The organism is Salmonella sp. K21076 (assembly GCF_039650795.1).
In the GTDB taxonomy this organism is placed as follows: domain Bacteria; phylum Pseudomonadota; class Gammaproteobacteria; order Enterobacterales; family Enterobacteriaceae; genus Salmonella; species Salmonella enterica.
In genome coordinates, this window is record NZ_JBCLYA010000006.1 from 57,311 (window position 1) to 74,949 (window position 17,639).

The 17,639-nt window shown below is 48.1% G+C and carries 11 protein-coding genes and 6 pseudogenes; 7 read left to right on the forward strand and 10 right to left on the reverse strand.

What is annotated here, in order from left to right; genetic code table 11:
• Positions 1-1,242, reverse strand: coding sequence for an MFS transporter (locus AAYN39_RS02180; RefSeq protein WP_001095727.1), 1,242 nt, complete (start codon positions 1,240-1,242; stop codon positions 1-3).
• A pseudogene (locus AAYN39_RS02185) lies at positions 1,232-2,394 on the reverse strand (FAD-dependent monooxygenase). The gene AAYN39_RS02180 and the pseudogene AAYN39_RS02185 overlap by 11 nt, the downstream one beginning before the upstream one ends.
• Positions 2,395-2,438: 44 nt before the next feature.
• Between AAYN39_RS02185 and AAYN39_RS02190 the strand changes: the two are divergent.
• Positions 2,439-2,927: a MarR family winged helix-turn-helix transcriptional regulator gene (locus tag AAYN39_RS02190; protein WP_001293639.1), complete on the forward strand. Its 489-nt coding sequence runs from the start codon at positions 2,439-2,441 to the stop codon at positions 2,925-2,927.
• A gap of 181 nt (positions 2,928-3,108) precedes the next feature.
• Positions 3,109-4,188, forward strand: a complete 1,080-nt coding sequence (locus tag AAYN39_RS02195; RefSeq protein ID WP_000954693.1) for an S-adenosylmethionine:tRNA ribosyltransferase-isomerase — start codon at positions 3,109-3,111, stop codon at positions 4,186-4,188.
• Between the two features lie 51 nt (positions 4,189-4,239).
• On the opposite strand, the pseudogene AAYN39_RS02200 reads toward AAYN39_RS02195, so the two are convergent.
• Positions 4,240-4,362: pseudogene (locus AAYN39_RS02200) on the reverse strand (RidA family protein); the annotation flags it as partial.
• Positions 4,356-4,484: pseudogene (locus AAYN39_RS02205) on the reverse strand (type II toxin-antitoxin system mRNA interferase toxin, RelE/StbE family); the annotation flags it as partial. The pseudogenes AAYN39_RS02200 and AAYN39_RS02205, both read right to left, overlap by 7 nt.
• Before the next feature lie 153 nt (positions 4,485-4,637).
• On the opposite strand from AAYN39_RS02205, the pseudogene AAYN39_RS02210 reads away from it, so the two are divergent.
• Both AAYN39_RS02210 and AAYN39_RS02215 read left to right on the forward strand, forming a co-directional pair.
• Positions 4,638-4,829 (forward strand): annotated as a pseudogene (locus AAYN39_RS02210) (STM2901 family protein); the annotation flags it as partial.
• A gap of 6 nt (positions 4,830-4,835) precedes the next feature.
• Positions 4,836-4,937 (forward strand): DUF1493 family protein, encoded by a 102-nt coding sequence (locus tag AAYN39_RS02215; protein WP_024149110.1) that lies wholly within the window; start codon positions 4,836-4,838, stop codon positions 4,935-4,937.
• Positions 4,938-5,129: 192 nt separating this feature from the next.
• Here AAYN39_RS02215 and AAYN39_RS02220 read toward each other — a convergent pair.
• Positions 5,130-6,029: pseudogene (locus AAYN39_RS02220) on the reverse strand (hypothetical protein); the annotation flags it as partial.
• Here AAYN39_RS02220 and AAYN39_RS02225 point away from each other — a divergent pair.
• The gene (locus AAYN39_RS02225; RefSeq protein WP_044790265.1) at positions 5,981-7,171 is read left to right on the forward strand and encodes a MalY/PatB family protein; all 1,191 of its coding nucleotides are present in this window, start codon (positions 5,981-5,983) and stop codon (positions 7,169-7,171) included. The pseudogene AAYN39_RS02220 and the gene AAYN39_RS02225 sit on opposite strands and share 49 nt — an antisense overlap.
• Positions 7,172-7,283: 112 nt before the next feature.
• Here the strand turns inward: AAYN39_RS02225 and glgX are convergent.
• The 5 genes and pseudogenes from glgX to hdeB form a co-directional block, all read right to left on the reverse strand.
• Positions 7,284-9,359 (reverse strand): annotated as a pseudogene (gene glgX / locus AAYN39_RS02230) (glycogen debranching protein GlgX).
• A 56-nt stretch (positions 9,360-9,415) separates the two neighbouring features.
• A complete protein-coding gene (gene treY / locus AAYN39_RS02235; RefSeq protein WP_000613170.1) occupies positions 9,416-11,944 on the reverse strand; it encodes a malto-oligosyltrehalose synthase in 2,529 nt (842 codons plus the stop codon).
• A complete protein-coding gene (treZ, locus tag AAYN39_RS02240) occupies positions 11,941-13,725 on the reverse strand; it encodes a malto-oligosyltrehalose trehalohydrolase (protein WP_000095550.1) in 1,785 nt (594 codons plus the stop codon). The genes treY and treZ overlap by 4 nt, the downstream gene beginning before the upstream one ends.
• Before the next feature lie 128 nt (positions 13,726-13,853).
• On the reverse strand, positions 13,854-14,639 hold the full coding sequence (locus AAYN39_RS02245) for an OBAP family protein (RefSeq protein WP_000698597.1): 786 nt from the start codon (positions 14,637-14,639) through the stop codon (positions 13,854-13,856).
• Between the two features lie 142 nt (positions 14,640-14,781).
• Complete coding sequence (gene hdeB / locus AAYN39_RS02250; protein ID WP_001032161.1) at positions 14,782-15,111, reverse strand: acid-activated periplasmic chaperone HdeB; 330 nt, start codon at positions 15,109-15,111, stop codon at positions 14,782-14,784.
• A gap of 768 nt (positions 15,112-15,879) precedes the next feature.
• Here hdeB and AAYN39_RS02255 point away from each other — a divergent pair.
• Both AAYN39_RS02255 and hlyE read left to right on the forward strand, forming a co-directional pair.
• The gene (locus AAYN39_RS02255) at positions 15,880-16,515 is read left to right on the forward strand and encodes a hypothetical protein (protein WP_000778348.1); all 636 of its coding nucleotides are present in this window, start codon (positions 15,880-15,882) and stop codon (positions 16,513-16,515) included.
• Positions 16,516-16,645: 130 nt separating this feature from the next.
• Positions 16,646-17,557, forward strand: a complete 912-nt coding sequence (gene hlyE / locus AAYN39_RS02260) for a hemolysin HlyE (protein ID WP_001681583.1) — start codon at positions 16,646-16,648, stop codon at positions 17,555-17,557.
• Positions 17,558-17,639 lie beyond the last annotated feature (82 nt).

Consider the following 17,639-nt stretch of genomic DNA (forward strand, 5'->3'; position numbering starts at 1 on the left):
TTATTCTGTTTCTGGTTTCGCTATTAGCGGTGAACTTTTTGAAAGGTAAATCATTGCCGTCACCAGACCAATAATGGCGACAGAGATAGCTATACCGATCCAGACGCCATACAGGGCATAACCCAGGACAAATCCGCCCAATACGGGGGATATAAAATCAGCGATTGCGATTAATGCCTGCGCCGTTCCGATGACGATACCTTGTCGGGCAGGCGATACATGGACGGACAAGGCGGCAAGATAAGTGGGTTTGGCTAGCGCATCAGCGATGCTAATACAAACGATAGCAAAAATAAGCACTGGTATGGTCGTGGCGATACCCGCAGTGAGAAATCCAGTACAAAGAAGGGCGAAGATGAGGATAATTAGCTTTCGCTCCGAAAAATATTGGCTCACCCAACCTAACAGAAATAGCTGAACGAAAATATTAATAACCCCGTCCGCCATTAACAGATAGCTTAACGCTTTTGGCCCAAAGGGAAGCCCATTCCAGATGAAGGTGTCAGAAAGAAAAACAGGTAATTGTGAAGAGTACATGCCATAGGCGAAGAAATGACAAAGCATTACGATGATTAAGACGCGAAGGACTGGCATCTTTAAAATAGCGCGGGCAGAGAACGACGCTATTTTATCTGTGGTACGTGATGTTGTGGAAGGGTCTTTTAACCCCCAAATCGCGACCAGGGCAGCCCCAAGGACAAGTATAAAGGCGGCGTAGATCGGCGCACCCAGACTGATACGCGATAGCCACCCGGAAACGCCTGCCCCGACAATACCGCCTAAACCAATGCAGCCTGTGAGGATACCGATTGCCTGGCGCCGATTTCTGACGTGCGTACAATCGGCAATATAGGCTGCGGCGGCTGACAAATTCCCGGCGCTAATGCCAAAAAGCGTGCGGGCGAGCAGGATAAACAGGATACATTGCGCGTTGGCGAGTAATAGTAAACTTATCGCCGCAATAGCCAGCGTGACAATCAGTATTCGCTTGCGGCCAACGCGATCGGAAAGGTGGCCAATCAGGGGCGCTGCACAAAATTGGCTAAAAGCCTCAGTGGCGATGATGATTCCAATGATAAGCGGCGAACCGCCCATCTCGCGGATATAAAAAGGCAGTACCGACATCACAGCCGCTGTACTGGCGGCGTAAAGGCCGACAAGCAGGAAAACAGGCAAAATACGCCGCTTGTTGAGCGGGGTGATAGTTTCGCTGTCGGTGTTCTCATAGACATTAGTATTCATCTTTAATCCCTATGGCAAAACGAGAGAGATAATTTTCAATATCGTTGCTCTGTTTGCCGTGAAAGAATGCGCCGACATAGCCATCGGGTCGGATCAGCACGCATTGACCCGGGGCCAGATGATAGGACTCCCGGAAGTGCCCCAGGGTATCGATGAGCTCGTCCTGCTCGCCAATGTGATGAATACGCAGACCTCGCCGCGCATCGATGACCTTACCGTGGGTTTCGTAGGCCAACAGATTCCAGTCCGGACCCTGGAGTAACTGAAATAATCGTAATGATTGGCCGCCGGCGCCCAAAAGAGGAGCATCCGGAGCTCTTTCTCCCGCTTGTAACCCATGCTGACGTTCGGGCAACGTGTGGGCTAAGGGGGAGTTGGTATACTGGATGTCAAGTTGTTGAACGTCGCGTTCTCGTTTGATGCCACCCTGTTTTTGAGAGTCAAGTAATCGGGTAGAAAGGTGGAGCAGTGATTCGGCTACCGGGCGGCGTTCCTGTTCATAGCTATCGAGAAGCTCTTCTCCTGCGCCCCGTAGCGAGGCTGCCATTTTCCATCCCTGGTAAGTGAAGCGTCAGCCACAAGCGCATGGATTCCCAACGTACGGCCGGGGAAGCTGACGCCTAATTTCTTTCTGACAAAGCTTCCGCCGCCATCCGCGCCTATCAAATAATGCGCGATGATGACCTCTTCTCCAGTTGGCCCGGCAACATACGCGGTGACCGTGCGTGGGGTTTGCGCAAAATGTCGTAACTCGCAGCCGAACTCCACCCGATGTCCCCATGCTTTTAATTGCTCCCGCATAATCGTTTCTGTCACGTTCTGTGGAACCATCAATGGCAGATGGTAGGGTTCGGCGTGGGTCGGTTTTGTATTATGCGCAATATCTGAATCTACGTAGCTTCCGTCATGACGGTAGGTTCGTAATCGGGGATAGAGCCCGCCGGCGGCGACCACTTTATTGAGTATCCCAATATCCTCGAAGATTTCTTGCGTTCGCGGCTGAATACCTTTATCGCGGGAACCGGTAAAAGGCGTCGCTCTTTTCTCAATCAGGCGAAATGAGACCCCGTGACGCGCCAGTTCGATGGCTAAAGTAAGCCCGGTAACGCCAGCGCCGCAGATCAGTACATCTGTAGTGGTGTATGTTGTCATCGTCTCTCCAATATGTGTATTATGCACATAAGAGGAGACATGCTATGTCAGAAAATAAAAATGTGCAAGATACACATATTTCCGAGCAAATGAAGGCACTTCACGGTGCGTTGATTCGCGTGGTGAGCGCGCTCAACCGGCCTCGTAATGATGAGAAATTAATTGCAGAGGCGGGGATTCAACTCGATCGCGCGCTATTTTCGATCCTTATTAGTATCGAACGTTTAGGGCCGATTGGCGTTGTTGAGTTAGCCGAACGTGCCGGTCGTGATTATACGACGGTAAGCCGACAGGTCGCCAAACTGGAGAAGTTGGGATTGATAATACGGCAACATAATGTCATCGATCGTCGTATACGCGAGGCCGTTATCTCCCGGACAGGAAAGGCGATGACGGAGCGTATAGACGCTGCGCGAGAGCAAATGGGCAACGTTGTTTTTAAAGACTGGCCTCAGGATAAAATTGATATCTTTGTTCGGTTAATGCAAAAGTTTGCCGATGCAATGGATAGCGATGCTTCAATGCCGGAATAAGCAAAAGAAAAGGGCGGTCAAATCTGATCGTCCATGCTACTGCATTAATTAAATAGCCAGCAAAGTAAATATAATAACAACATTTATCGAGTTAATTTTCACCCTTTGAAAGGCCAACGTATACTGCAGAATACGGCTATATAACAATCGCCGTATCAATGGTTTTTCAAAGGGTAAATATATGCTTACCGAAAAATATGATTTTCGCATTACCGATCAGATGACTATCCCACTCAGACCTCATTGGATAGCCAATGATTCATACAGGGAAAAGTGCAAAATGCTTGTCCTCAACCGAAGTAAAGGGGAAATTCATAAGGTAGACTTTAGTAAAGTAACAGATTATATCAAAGAAGGTGATGTAATCTGTTTTAACGACAGTACTATAATAAACCATATGTTTATCTGTAAAACAAGACGAAATAGATTAATTAAAATTGTTTTAGAGGGATTTTTACTAAATAATAGAGTAATTATTTCCGGACTTTTAAAAGAAAGGCTTAACGCGAATGATGTTTTCTATTTGGTTGATAACCCTGAAATTTCCATTAAGATAGAGCAAAGGTTTGGCGAGGAGAGCCAGTACCGGGCCGTTGTAGAAAATCATGAGGCTTTAATTTGCTATTTAGCCAGTCATGGTGAGCGTCTTGATGAGTATGTGGACTCCAGCTTGTTTTATAAATATCCAGATGCTTACCGTTCCGTTTTTTCTAAAAAGTATGGCTCTTTGGAAATACCTTCTGCCGGCATTCATTTTACCTGGGATCTTATCCAAAAAATCAAAGATAAAGGTGGGTTAATATCTTTTATTACTTTACATGTTGCATCAACAGAAATGTTGTCCAACAGAAAAATACAAACAAAATGTGTAGAGGAAGTGACTATCAACGAAGAATACTACGAGGTTCCACAAGCTACAGCGGATATCATTAATACTGCGAAGCAAAATGGCGGACGTATTTTTGCCGTAGGAACTACCGTTACACGATGCCTGGAGTCCGCGTATTCGAGGGAACACAATTGCCTCAAAGCAAGTTCTGGCTGGACTGCGCTTTATATACATCCAGGCTATCAACTGAAAGTGGTTGACTGCCTGCTAACGAACTTACATCAGCCAAAAACGACGCATATGGTGTTAACTGGTCAGTTTGCTGGGGTTGATCTACTCATGAAGGCCTATGCCTCAGAAGATATCCAGTCATGTCAGTTCGATATGTTTGGTGATTGCATGTTAATCATACAGGATGAAGGGCAGGGATGAATAAAATAAAACCGGTACACATAATGCTACCGGTTTTACCGAGAATAAGCATCAGGGGATTCGGGCAATAACCTTTATTTCGAAATCAAAGCCGGCCAGCCAGGTAACGCCAACAGCGGTCCAGTTAGGATAAGGGGGATAGGCAAATATCTCCTGTTTCACCGCCATCACGTCGTTAAGTTGTAGACGGCATCATTTTCACGCTTTCCAACACCAATGACAGTTACCGTGATAATTTCATCTTCGACGCTGTAGACCAGTCTGTATCCTGCACCACACGGCTTAATTTTGTACTTAACTGCTTGTATCGATTACCAGGAACGTTAACAGCGTGCGCACCAGCTTGCCATTGTCTAATTCAAGCACACGACGAACAAATGTGTTATAACAATCCTATAAAGTGGTTGCATTGCCAATGCATAAAGTTAATTTAATCAGGAAATTAGAGTATGGATACAGTTGAAGAGCTTAATAGCACTTATTTTTATGCCGGACGTTCAAATCTGACTGCTAGTCAGTTGCTGTTTATGATTTTCTGCGAAAACACTGCCAATCAGTTGGGTGTTCAGGATTTTGGGGCGATAGTGTCTATTGTGGCTGGATTGAATGTTTTGCCTACGCGGACAAAACCGCGTGGTGCTAAGCATTTGCTTAATCCGTTTCGCAAAAACGATATTCCTCAGGCGCCGGAGTTCACGATAGGTATGCTCATTGCGTCTGCCAGGGCTGGTCGCTGGTTGTATGACTGATTCACGCTTGGGGGCTGCTTTCCGTTCTCCATCATCATGGAGCGCATAATGTATATTATGTTAAATGCACCAGAACAATTAAAAGACATGTTAAGGCGGCTGGATTCGTGCATGTCAAAAAACTTCTGGCCCATAAGTTTGATCCCTTCCCTGCCGTGACGCTGCGCGAATTCTGTTGATTTGCACCCGCTTATCCTGCACACGTTTTCCTTGCAAGTCATGCCTTGAGATTCTTAGTTCATGCCTTAAGGATTCCAGTTGACCTCTTTCTCTAATCTTTTTTAATTCCAGATCGGAAAGCGCAGTAAGGAATTTTACTTCCGCGGCTGATAGTCCCATTGTAATCGCTTGCTCTTCAGAAGAAAGAGGATTTAATTTACCATAATCCTTGACCAACTGCTCCGTAGTCCATTCATGTAAAAACATATGGTTACTATAAATAACCGGATCAATACCTAATAGTGTTGCCGATAATTGAGTTGATCGCTGTGCATAAATTGCACCTTCAACCTTACCCAGTAAGGTTCCTATAGCTGACGGCAGATCGTAATCCAGAAGATCTACCTCTCTTGTTGTAAAACTCTTTAAATCTGTATCGTAAACCCAGACCTCTTTTTCGATGTTATTGAAATTATCAAGCAATGTTTTTAATAATTCTTTATTTATTAGGATCTTCTGGAATGTTTCTTCATTTCTCCCAAAGTGCTCAAGAAACGCTAAATAAGTAGCGTAATCCATTTTTCTATCTTTAAAAAAGAGCTGACTTAGAAAAGCGGCAGATTGTTCATGATTGCGTTCTTTATCAAAATCCAGTAATTCAGGAACGATTAGAAAAATTGGATAATCATCATCAATAGTCATAAATGGGATGGCGCGAAATAGATTGGAAACATGTTCAAGTAATACCAATCTGCGCATGCGGACATAACTATTATCTGGTGGCAATGACAAAAATGAATGCAGAGAGCTAAGAGAAGGAAAATGTAATGGATCAACCATTATGATGCTATCAAAATAAATCCCCAGAGATCTAAGATGATTAGATATGTTATAACCAAACCGTTGAATCGGAAGTAATAATCGATAACTTTGAGCGTCACTTTGGCGACGGCGCTGGAAAACTGCTGCCGATGTGGGTTTCTGATTTCGATTTTGCCTGCCCGCCAGAGGTTCAGGCGGCATTGCATCAGCGAATCGAGCACGGCGTATTTGGCTATAGCGAACGTGATGAGGCCTATTTTAACGCCCTGCTTCACTGGTTTTCGTCACGCCACCAGCTCACGTTAAAACAGGAATGGGTATGCAGCGTGGAAGGCGTCGTACCAGGGTTGGCGCTCTTAGTGCAAATGTTGACGCATCCAGGCGACGGCGTAGTGGTTCAGGGGCCATACTATGGCTCCTTCGCCAAAATAATCACGCTTAATGGTAGAAAACTGCTGGAGAATCCCCTTAGCGAGTCGCCGGATGAAGGCTACCAGATGGATTTTTGCCAACTGGAAAGGCTGTTTCGCCATGAGCGCCCTCCGCTAATGATTTTGTGTAATCCACATAATCCAACCGGGCGTTGCTGGTCGGCCAACGAGCTGGAGCAACTGCTTTTATTATGTGAAGCTTATGATGTCACTCTCATCTCGGATGAAATATGGGCCGATCTATTGCTGCCCTGCGAAACCTTTACCTCGGTACTGCATTTAGGGGAGCGCTGGCATAAACGGGTCATCTCCGCCACTGCGGCCAGCAAAACGTTTGGCTTATCGTCGTTGCGAATTTCTAATTTTCTCATTCCCGATCCTACGCTTCGCCAGCGTTTCCTGTCTCGTCTGGACGCTCATGGGCTGGATGTCTTTAACGCCCTCTCCGTTCAGGCGGCAACTACCGCATGGAATGAAAGCAGACAGTGGCTGGATTCGCTACTGGATTATCTGGCGGAAAACCGCCGCTGGTTTGTTGAACAGGCGACAGAGCACCTTCCCTGGGCAAGAATTGTCCCGGCGCAGGGAACCTATTTATTATGGATGGATTGTAAAAAACTGGGACTGGATGACGAACAGCTAAAATGGGTAATGGCGGATGTCGCGGGTATTGCTCCTTCAATGGGCAGCGGCTTTGGCCCGGCGGGCAGCGGATTTATCCGTTTAAATCTGGGATGTCCACGTACCTACCTTGAAATGGCAATAGACGGCCTGAAGCGAATATCGGTGAAGACAATCAAAGGAATACCAACAGGCGGATGAATTTTTCGGGCGGTAAACTGACAACGGTGTTATTTCTGCGGCATGATATCGCCTGAGCGCCAGTAAAAAACCGGCCATTAAGGCCGGTTGGGTCCGGAGCGCAGTTTCACTATCAGGGGCGTCTGAATAACACGATGCTGCGCCCGGCCAGATCGAAATCCATTTCTTCGGTAATCCGCATTCCCTGCTGCGCGTCATCGGCAGTCGTCAGTTCAAGCACCCAGCCGCCTTCTCCCCACATCGGAATACGGAACGGTACGCTGCCTTCAAACGGATTGAAAAGCAGTAAGGCGTCATGCCAGATCCCCGCTTCCGGCTGAAGATCGGGTCGACTAATACATACGCCTATCGTCGATCCCTCATCCCATTGTTCGGATTACTGCGCCCCTCCGCCGGCGTTAAACCAGCGGATCTCCAGACCGTCACGCCAGCTCTCCCGGCGCAGCAACGGTTGCGTGGCGCGCAGTTGAATCAGATGACGGGTAAACTCCCGTAGCGCATTGGCGGTTTCCGGCAAATTATCCCAGTGGACCCACGATATTTCACTGTCCTGACAGTAGCCATTGTTATTGCCCATCTGACTGCGGCCAAACTCATCGCCCGCTAATAACATCGGCGTGCCGTGTGAGAAAAGTAAGGTGGTCAGGAAATTACGTTTCTGTCGCTCGCGTATCGCATTGATGCCCTCGTCGTCGGTTGGCCCTTCTGCGCCATAGTTACAGGAGCGGTTATCATTATGCCCGTCATTATTATCTTCGCCATTGGCTTCATTATGTTTGTCGTTATAAGACACCAGATCGTTCAGCGTGAAGCCGTCATGGGCAGTAATAAAGTTAACGCTTGACCAGGAGCGACGGCCGCGCAAATCGTAGAGATCGCCGGAACCCAGCAGGCGTGCGGCGAAATCATTTGTGACGTTGTCACCTTTCCAGTATTCGCGAACCGTATCGCGATATTTATCATTCCATTCGCCCCACCCTGGTGGAAAACCGCCAACCTGATAGCCGCCCGGTCCGATATCCCAGGGTTCGCCAATCAGTTTCAGTTTTGCCAGCACCGGGTCTTGCGTTACCGCATCAAAAAAGCCGCCTCTCTGATCAAAGCCTTCCGGCTCACGACCAAGAATGGTGCCCAAATCAAAACGAAAGCCGTCGACATGCATTGACTCCGCCCAATAGCGAAGCGAATCCATCACCATTTGCAGTACCCGTGGATGAGAGGTATTGACGGTATTACCTGTCCCTGTATCGTTAATATAATAGCGATGCTGATCGGGCATGGTGCGATAGTAAGAGAAGTTATCGATACCTTTAAATGACAGCGTGGGGCCAAGTTCATTCCCTTCTGCCGTATGGTTATAGACCACATCCAGTATCACTTCGACGCCGGCATCATGGAAAGCGCGCACCATATCGCGGAATCCCTGAATACCTTTTGGACCATAGTAGCGCGTCGCCGGCGCAAAAAAGCCCAGCGAGTTATATCCCCAGAAATTTTTCAGTCCTTTATCGAGCAGATGCTGATCGTCCGGGAACCAGTGAACGGGTAAAAGCTCGACGGAGGTAATCCCCAGACTTTTAATGTAATCCACGCTGGCTTTATGCCCCATGCCCTCAAACGTACCGCGTAGAGGCTCAGGGATCGCCGAATTAAGCTGGGTAAAGCCTTTTACATGCGTTTCATAAATAATGGCGTTCGACCACGGTATGGAAGGCCGTTGTCTATCCTCCCAGTTAGCCTCAGCCGGATCAATCACCCGACATTTAGGCGTAAATGGCGCGCTATCCTGGTCATCAAAGGTCAAATCTTTATCGTCATGAAGTAATTGATACGCGAAATGCGCATCGTTCCACTGAATATCGCCCACCAGCTCACGGGCATAAGGGTCAATAAGCAGCTTATTGGGGTTAAAACGATGACCATTTTCCGGGTCATAAGGACCGTAAACGCGGTACCCATACAGCGCGCCGGGCTGCAACTTCGTGACATAGCCGTGCCATATTTCGTCGGTATATTCCGGTAACTCCAGACGAGCGATTTCATGCTCCCCACTCGGATCGTAAAGACAAAGCTCGACGCGTTCCGCATGGGCGGAAAAAATAGCGAAATTCACGCCTTCGCCGTCATAATTCGCGCCAAGCGTATGGCTGTATCCTGATCTGATTTCAAAAGCCCTGTTTGTTGTCATTCTCTTTCTCCACCCACGGTAAACGTTGTCCTGTCACGGCACATCAACACATAAACTCAGTCGCTCATTAAAACCAGTACGCCGCCCTGATGTGAGGCCAACGACAGGCGTTCACCAGGCATTAACCTCTCCTGGGTAAGCACATTGCGATAACGACGCTGATTAAGCTGTCCGGGTATAATAATGTCGGTTCCTGACCAGAAACCGCTATGCGATTGTGATAATAAGCCGTCACATTCGGCGAACACCAGTCGGGGCGCAACAACAATCAGCGCATCATCATGATTGACTCTGGCGTAAGCGATGACCTTGTCGGCACGCTGACCAACAGCCCGCAGCGGTATATAGTCGCCAAAACGGAAGAGCTCATGATTCTGCTGACGCAAACGCAGTAAGGCGGCGGTGGCATACTGATTCACCTGCCCGTCCAGCCAACTCTCTTCGCGCGAGAAAACTCCCGGCGTCAGTTGGTCTAACTGCTGCGCCAGCGTGGCGAAATCTGGTTCGCGGCGGTTGTCGGGATCGACAAGGCTAAAATTCAACGCCTCGCTCCCCTGATAGATATCAGGTACTCCCGGCGCGGTTAATTTGATAACGGTCTGCGTCAGGCTGTTAACCAGTCCTGCGCGGATGAAGGGTTGCAAGGAACGATAAAAATCCTGCAAAAATGTCTGATTATCCGGCGCCAGTAAATAACGGGCGTAATCAAGCATTGCCGTTTCGTAAGCCTCATTACTGTCCACCCAATCGGTACGTAGCTTCGCTTCGCGTAGCGCTTTCTCCACAAAGGCTTCAAAGCGTATTTTCAGCGCGTTTAAACCTGTTTCGTCCTGTGGTTGTAGCATCGGGGGCCAGACGCCGGTCAGCGCCTGATATAGCATCCACGTATCCGCCGATTTTGGCGCAGTGCCATCATTCAAAAATTTGACATGGGTCTGGTTCATCTGCCGCCAGCGGGCAAGGCATTCGCTCCACTGTTCCGGCGCTTCGGTAAGCGTATACAGGCGTGCTCGCGCATCCTCGCCTCGCTTGGTATCGTGGGTCGACGTACCGGATAACGCATCAGGCTGTCGCGCCTGTCGGGTTTTCATCTCATGGTGAAAGCGTTCGATGGAGAAGTGATGCGTGACGGGCTCGGCGCCGACTTCATTTAACGCCAGTCCCATGTTTTGACGAAAGAAAAGCGTATCCTCTACCGATTTCGCCATCAGCGGACCGGTGAGTTGCTGGAACCGAACGCGAAACTGTGTCGCCTCCTCCTGGCTGGAGACGGGAACATCGCCGGTAAGAAGACGGCTCAGAAATGTAAGCGCTTCTGGCTGCGGAGGGTTTTCAAGCGTCTTTACCCGTTCCACAATACGGTGTAACAGGCAAATATCGGTCGGCGGTAGCCCTTCTGCCGTGCCGTAAGTGCGATATACGGGAAAGGCAATTAATAACTCGCGTAACGCCTGCCGAACGACGCTCTCTTCCTGTGCGATCTGTAGCTCGCTGGCAATCGACAGCGCAAGCGCGAGCAGCCGGGTAAATTCCCCCTCAAAATTGCGATCGACCATCAGCAATTTAGCCGCCCGTAATTCCGCCCGCATATCCACTGGCGCGCCTGTTACGGTCTCGTAAGCCTGGCGCAGATTGTCTATCTGCTTATCGTCAACCAGTACTTCCGCCAGCGAGGCGATGAATTCATAGCCTGTGGTGCCGGAAACCGGCCAGTCATCAGGAAGTTGCTCGCCTTTAGCGAGAATTTTTTCCACGGTGATATAGCACGCCGGTCCCACTTCCTGACGTAAACGCGCAAGATAGGCTTTCGGATCGGCAAGGCCGTCGATATGATCGATACGTAAACCGTCAACCGCCCCCGTTCTGACCAGCTCCAGAATCAGCCGATGTGTATCGTCGAAGACGATTTTATCTTCCACCCGCATTCCCACCAGCCCTGTGACCTCAAAGAAACGCCGATATGAAAGCGAGCGAGCGGCATCGCGCCAAGACATTAATTTCCACGGCTGGCGCTCATGCAAATCAGCAATAGCGGCTTTATCGGTAAGCGCCAGTATTTCAGCCTCGCGCCCCTGCCACGTCGCTGGCGCAAGCGGATAATAATTATCATAATAGGCGAACGTGGGTTTACCCGTAACGGGATCCGGCTTGATCGCAATTTCTCCGTTTCCCAGCACGGCGTCAAACGTGTCGCCTAAAAAAGGCAGCGTCAGTCGGCGCGACCAGTCAATATCGAAATGGCGCGCGTAACGGCTCTCCTTGCCATATTCAAGCACGTCGCGCCACCAGGCGTTTTCCAGCGAGCTGGCCATGTGATTAGGCACAATATCGATGATCAATCCCAGACCTTGTGCTTTAAGTTCAGCCACCAGTCTTTCAAATCCTTCGCGCCCGCCAATAGAAGGCTCAATCTCATTCGCATCGGTGACATCATAACCATGCGTTGACGCTTTGGTGGCGGTAAAGATGGGTGAGGCATAAAGATGGCTGATACCCAGATTTTTAAGGTAAGGCACCAGCGCCGCAGCGCGATCGAAGGTCATGCTATTGCGAAACTGAAGACGATACGTTGCAGTTGGGATCATGATGCAGACTCTCCCTGGGCTAAGCGGACAATAAGAGAATGTTGGGAAAGCGACCCGGTGGATTCATTCGGCCAGGCGAAGAGAGTCTTACCCGGTAAATCGGGCAGCAATACCGTCGTGGCGCTAATATTCAGCGCCAGTGACAGTGTTCCTCCCGGAAAACGCCAGCTAACGGCAATAAACCCGGGCGCGGTTTGCAATACCGTTCCTGAGCTCTCACGGGCAGCGGACAACAGCGGCACGATATGCTTCTGGCGCAAAAGCAGTAGTTCGCGGGTAAATGCCAGCCACGCTTTACCCTCTTCACTGTGCTGTTGCTTCCAGTTAAGTTTTGAGCGTTGAAAGGTCTCTGGCGCATTCGGGTCCGGAACATTTTCCCCTGCATGATCGGCAAACTCTTTTGCGCGACCTTCACGAACGGCGCGGGCTAAATCCCCATGGAAATCGGTAAAAAAAAGAAAAGGACGGCTTTCGCCATACTCTTCGCCCATAAAAAGCAGAGGAATATGCGGTGAAAGCAGCAACGTGGCGAGCAATACTTTTGTTCGTTCAGCACCCGCCAGGGTTATCAGTCTGTCGCCCTGGGCGCGGTTACCGACCTGATCGTGGTTCTGAATAAAATCCACAAAGGCGACCGGGGGTTGTCCGGTACTTTTTACGCCGCGAGGTTCGCCGGTTTGCGGTGAGATTTCCCCCTGATAAGCGAATCCTTCGGCCAGCGCTCTTGCGAGGTGTTTTTCCGGGGCATCAGCAAAATCGTTGTAGTAGGCCTGGGTCTCTCCGGTCGCAAAAACGTGGACGGCATTATGAAAATCGTCATTCCATTCGGCGGTAAACAGCGGCGCATTGCCATCCTGATCACGGGGATGCAGAGAAATAATATTGCGGCTATCTTCGGTAGTCAGATGAATGGGTCTGTCGGTAATGTCTTCCCGAATACGTTGTGCGATTTCAACCAGCACATGCCTGGCGCTACTGTCCTCAATCTGATCGATAGCGTCAAAGCGTAAGCCGTCGAGATGGTATTCTGTCAGCCAGTATAACGGCGCCTCGATGATATAGCGCCGCACGGCGTCGACATCATAGGCGATACCATTTCCCCACGGCGTCATGCGCTCTTTGTGGAAAAACGCCGGCGCCAATAGCGGTAAATAATTTCCCTCCGGGCCGAAATGGTTCAGCACAATATCCAGGATGACGGAAAGACCATACCCATGCGCGGTGTCAATAAACGCTTTGAAATCATCCGGCGTCCCATAGGCAGAATGCGGCGCGTAAAGCAGTACGCCGTCATAGCCCCAGCCGCGCTCGCCGCCAAATTGCGCAACGGGCATCACTTCAATAACGGTAACGCCGAGTTCAGCGAGATAAGGCAGCTTCGCTATTGCGGTGTGGAAGGTGCCTTCCGGAGTGAACGTGCCTGTATGCATCTCGTACACCACGGCCTGCTCCCAACGGCTGCCTTTCCACCCGGTGTTGCGCCACGCGTAGCTGCCTGGATCAATCACATATGACGGACCATTGACGTCAGTTTTTTGGGCGCGGGAAGCCGGATCGGGGAGCACCATGCCATCGCTGAGTACAAAGTTATACTCCGTACCTGGCGTCACCCCGGATACATCCAGCGTAAACCAGCCGTCACCGCTCGCCTGCATTTCCTGGTCTTTACCCGCAAGCCTGAGCATAACCTTTTGCTGACCGGTGGCCCAAAGACGAAAGCGGACGACATCAGCGGCGATATATTCAGCCCCCCAGCTTTTGCAAAAAATTTTTGAACTCATTTGTCGCTCCGTTTAACTCATAACCTCTACAGCATCCGAAAAACAAGCATAGACTATGGGGCTAATTTTTACGTGACACTGTCACTTAACAGGCATTCTTTTTCCTATCTGCGTGTAAAACCGTGGAATTATTGTCGGGATTGCTCAGATATACCGAAGTGCGCGGTATCGCCTCGCCCGTGTTCGCCAGAGCCCTGAACACGCTGTAGCTGGATAACTTCTCCCTGCTCCCAGGCGTTAGCCCCCTTGATAACGGGATGTTCAGGCAGATCCTGCCGCTCGCGTTTAATGGCCTGGGTATCAATCCCCAGACGGCGATCCCGATCGGCCAGCAGCGCGGGGTCAAGCTGCCCGTCGCCGGTAAAGCCCATCATCAGCGCAGGGATACCCATTGGCAGGGTTTTATCCCGGTCGGTATGCCAGGTGTGCCAGGTCTTGCCATAAGTATTAACAATCTTACTCATCAACGCCTTATCAGCGACCTGCGGTAAGCCTGGCGCCACCAGGCTACCGGATTTCACCTCGTACTGGTGGCTGTGCCACAGTTTTTTTTCCTCGGGAGGAAGCGTTTTAAATAAACGTTCGCTGATAATGTACTCCACCCCCATCAGGCGCGCGTTTTTCGTATTGCCGTCGTAAATCACCGCCTGCATGACATCTTCGTTCAGGACGGTAACGTAATGGTGCGCTTCCATCTGTCCGTTTTTATCACCGCTATAAAAATGGAACCCGTCAAGGTAGGTACTGATGGCATCGACAGGTGGTCTGGATTGAATAGCCGCCGCGCCTGTTTCCAGGGTACGTAATTTGGCAGATGTTTTTTCCCCGGGAATAGGCGTTTGCGGCGGCGTATTATTGGCGCCGCATCCGGCCAGAAAAGGAATGATAAAGAGTGCCAGCGGTAAAATTTTCATTAGGTCTCCATATAGTGAAAGGGCTCTAATGAAAATAGTGCAATACCACGTGATTGGTAGAAGAAATGGAAGATGCTATTTGTGACGGTGTCACAAATAGTAAAACCCGACACACAGGCCGGGTTTTGATATCAGTTTACTCTTATTTTGAGAGTTCTTTCTTGATTTCGTCTTTTATTTTGCTTAATTCACTCTGCGGGTTTTTCTTACAAAGCTCAACGGCTAGCGGCACTGCTGTCGTCTCAGTTTCCTGGAAATCAACGTAGTCCCCGCCTTTAAAATCTTCATCTTCATTCAGCACCCAGAAAGCGACTGGCGCCATCGTCTGCGGATTGAGGTCAACAAACTCCTGGCAGCTCATACCTTTAGGCGTAACGTTTGTTTTAGTAGTATCTGTTGCCGCATTCACGCTAACACTGGTTACCAGCGCTGCCACGATAATACCTGCTGTAGCAAGGGAGAATTTATTCATTGTTGTTGCTCCAATAATTATATAAATAACCTCTACATCTGCGCGTTAACCCGTTAATGTAGAACGCAGAAAATAATACCCCACCTCTCTCAGGAATAAAGATCACCCTCCGTGATATGGCTATTATTGATATTTACGTTGACTGATTTTGATGTTTGATGAATAAAGCAACATGGCGAGCAGATTTTAGGGCGAAAAAGTAGACCACGACAACAGCAAATGACGAGTATGCGCTACGTTGAGCTGATGAAAGAGAACTTCGCTCTGACATGCCGTCGCAATCGCGCGCCAGCCAGACACAAACGGTGGGCAGAACAAACATCGTAAACAGATTGCCTGTCAGCATCCCGGAGGCAACCACCAGCCCTGTCCAAAACGGCTTGCGGTGTCTACACCGCTGGCGAACCTTATCAGGGCTAAACCAACCACTATTGCCCCGGTAGTCATCAGCACCGGGCGCAATCGAATCTACAATACAATTTCATAGCATTTACAGATAGTCGGACAATTTCAGGTTTCCGTAATCATAAAAATACCTTTTGCACACAAACTGTATACTTCCAGTAGATTTATTGTTATTTAGCACTATAACTGCAAGCAGTTGAATCCAAAGGGTAATAATTCAGGTATTATTTGGAGGGAAATTTATATAATTAAGATAAATAAATGCTTATCGGTTAAGTGAGCGACGTTTAAGTTTTGTTGCAACCACGGCTTTATACTTTTTACGAGTGCTATTTTTTTTGGCTAATTAAAAAGGTAAAGTTAATGAAACTATCCGTAACATTGGCGTTTTTCGGTTACATGATGGTATCCAGTATGGCACAAGCTAGCGATATCAATATGTGGCGTGAACCCAAACCTGTTGTGAAAGAGGGTAAATATTACAGCTTAATCATGGATCGTGGCGAGTTGCAAAAAGCAGTAAAAAGCAGCAGCAATAACTATCTCTTTTCCGAAAAAGGTGCAGGAGTGAAGCCGCTGGTATTGATCGGCTCTCCGGTAGAGATTAGCGAATTTATGTTGCAAAATAAAACTCGCAGCATTGAAAACCACATTAAAGGTCTACCTGACATTTATATGGGAGTGACAAAATATAAACCCAAACAACGTTTTACCGGCTTATTTCCGCTACAGGATATATTGACTCAAACTGTTGATCAGGTATCGAAATTTGTGCCCGGTACCGATATCACCGATGCGGTGGGAATCCCCTCCGACCTAAAAGCATTACAGCAAGCCATTTTGGCTATGAAGCAAAAAGATAAAATCAGCAAAAATATACTGTACGTCAAATTTAGCTACTTGCCGGAAGATGGAATGGTGAAAGTAGGAAGCAAAACAGTTTCTTTTGGTCGTATTCTGGAGAAAATGCAGCAGAGTAATCGTACCCTGCGTAGATAAGCAGGAAGCAGGCAGTATTTCCAGCTTCTGGAATGTTAAAGCTACAAAAGTTGTCTGGAGGTAATAGGTAAGAATACTTTATAAAACAGGTACTTAATTGCAATTTATATATTTAAAGAGGCAAATGATTATGACCGGAATATTTGCAGAACAAACTGTAGAGGTAGTTAAAAGCGCGATCGAAACCGCAGATGGGGCATTAGATCTTTATAACAAATACCTCGACCAGGTCATCCCCTGGAAGACCTTTGATGAAACCATAAAAGAGTTAAGCCGTTTTAAACAGGAGTACTCGCAGGAAGCTTCTGTTTTAGTTGGTGATATTAAAGTTTTGCTTATGGACAGCCAGGACAAGTATTTTGAAGCGACACAAACTGTTTATGAATGGTGTGGTGTCGTGACGCAATTACTCTCAGCGTATATTTTACTATTTGATGAATATAATGAGAAAAAAGCATCAGCCCAGAAAGACATTCTCATTAGGATATTAGATGATGGTGTCAAGAAACTGAATGAAGCGCAAAAATCTCTCCTGACAAGTTCACAAAGTTTCAACAACGCTTCCGGAAAACTGCTGGCATTAGATAGCCAGTTAACTAATGATTTTTCGGAAAAAAGTAGTTATTTCCAGTCACAGGTGGATAGAATTCGTAAGGAAGCTTATGCCGGTGCTGCAGCCGGCATAGTCGCCGGTCCGTTTGGATTAATTATTTCCTATTCTATTGCTGCGGGCGTGATTGAAGGGAAATTGATTCCAGAATTGAATAACAGGCTAAAAACAGTGCAAAATTTCTTTACTAGCTTATCAGCTACAGTGAAACAAGCGAATAAAGATATCGATGCGGCAAAATTGAAATTAGCCACTGAAATAGCAGCAATTGGGGAGATAAAAACGGAAACCGAAACAACCAGATTCTACGTTGATTATGATGATTTAATGCTTTCTTTATTAAAAGGAGCTGCAAAGAAAATGATTAACACCTGTAATGAATACCAACAAAGACACGGTAAGAAGACGCTTTTCGAGGTTCCTGACGTCTGATACATTTTCATTCGATCTGTGTACTTTTAACGCCCGATAGCGTAAAGAAAATGAGAGACGGAGAAAAAGCGATATTCAACAG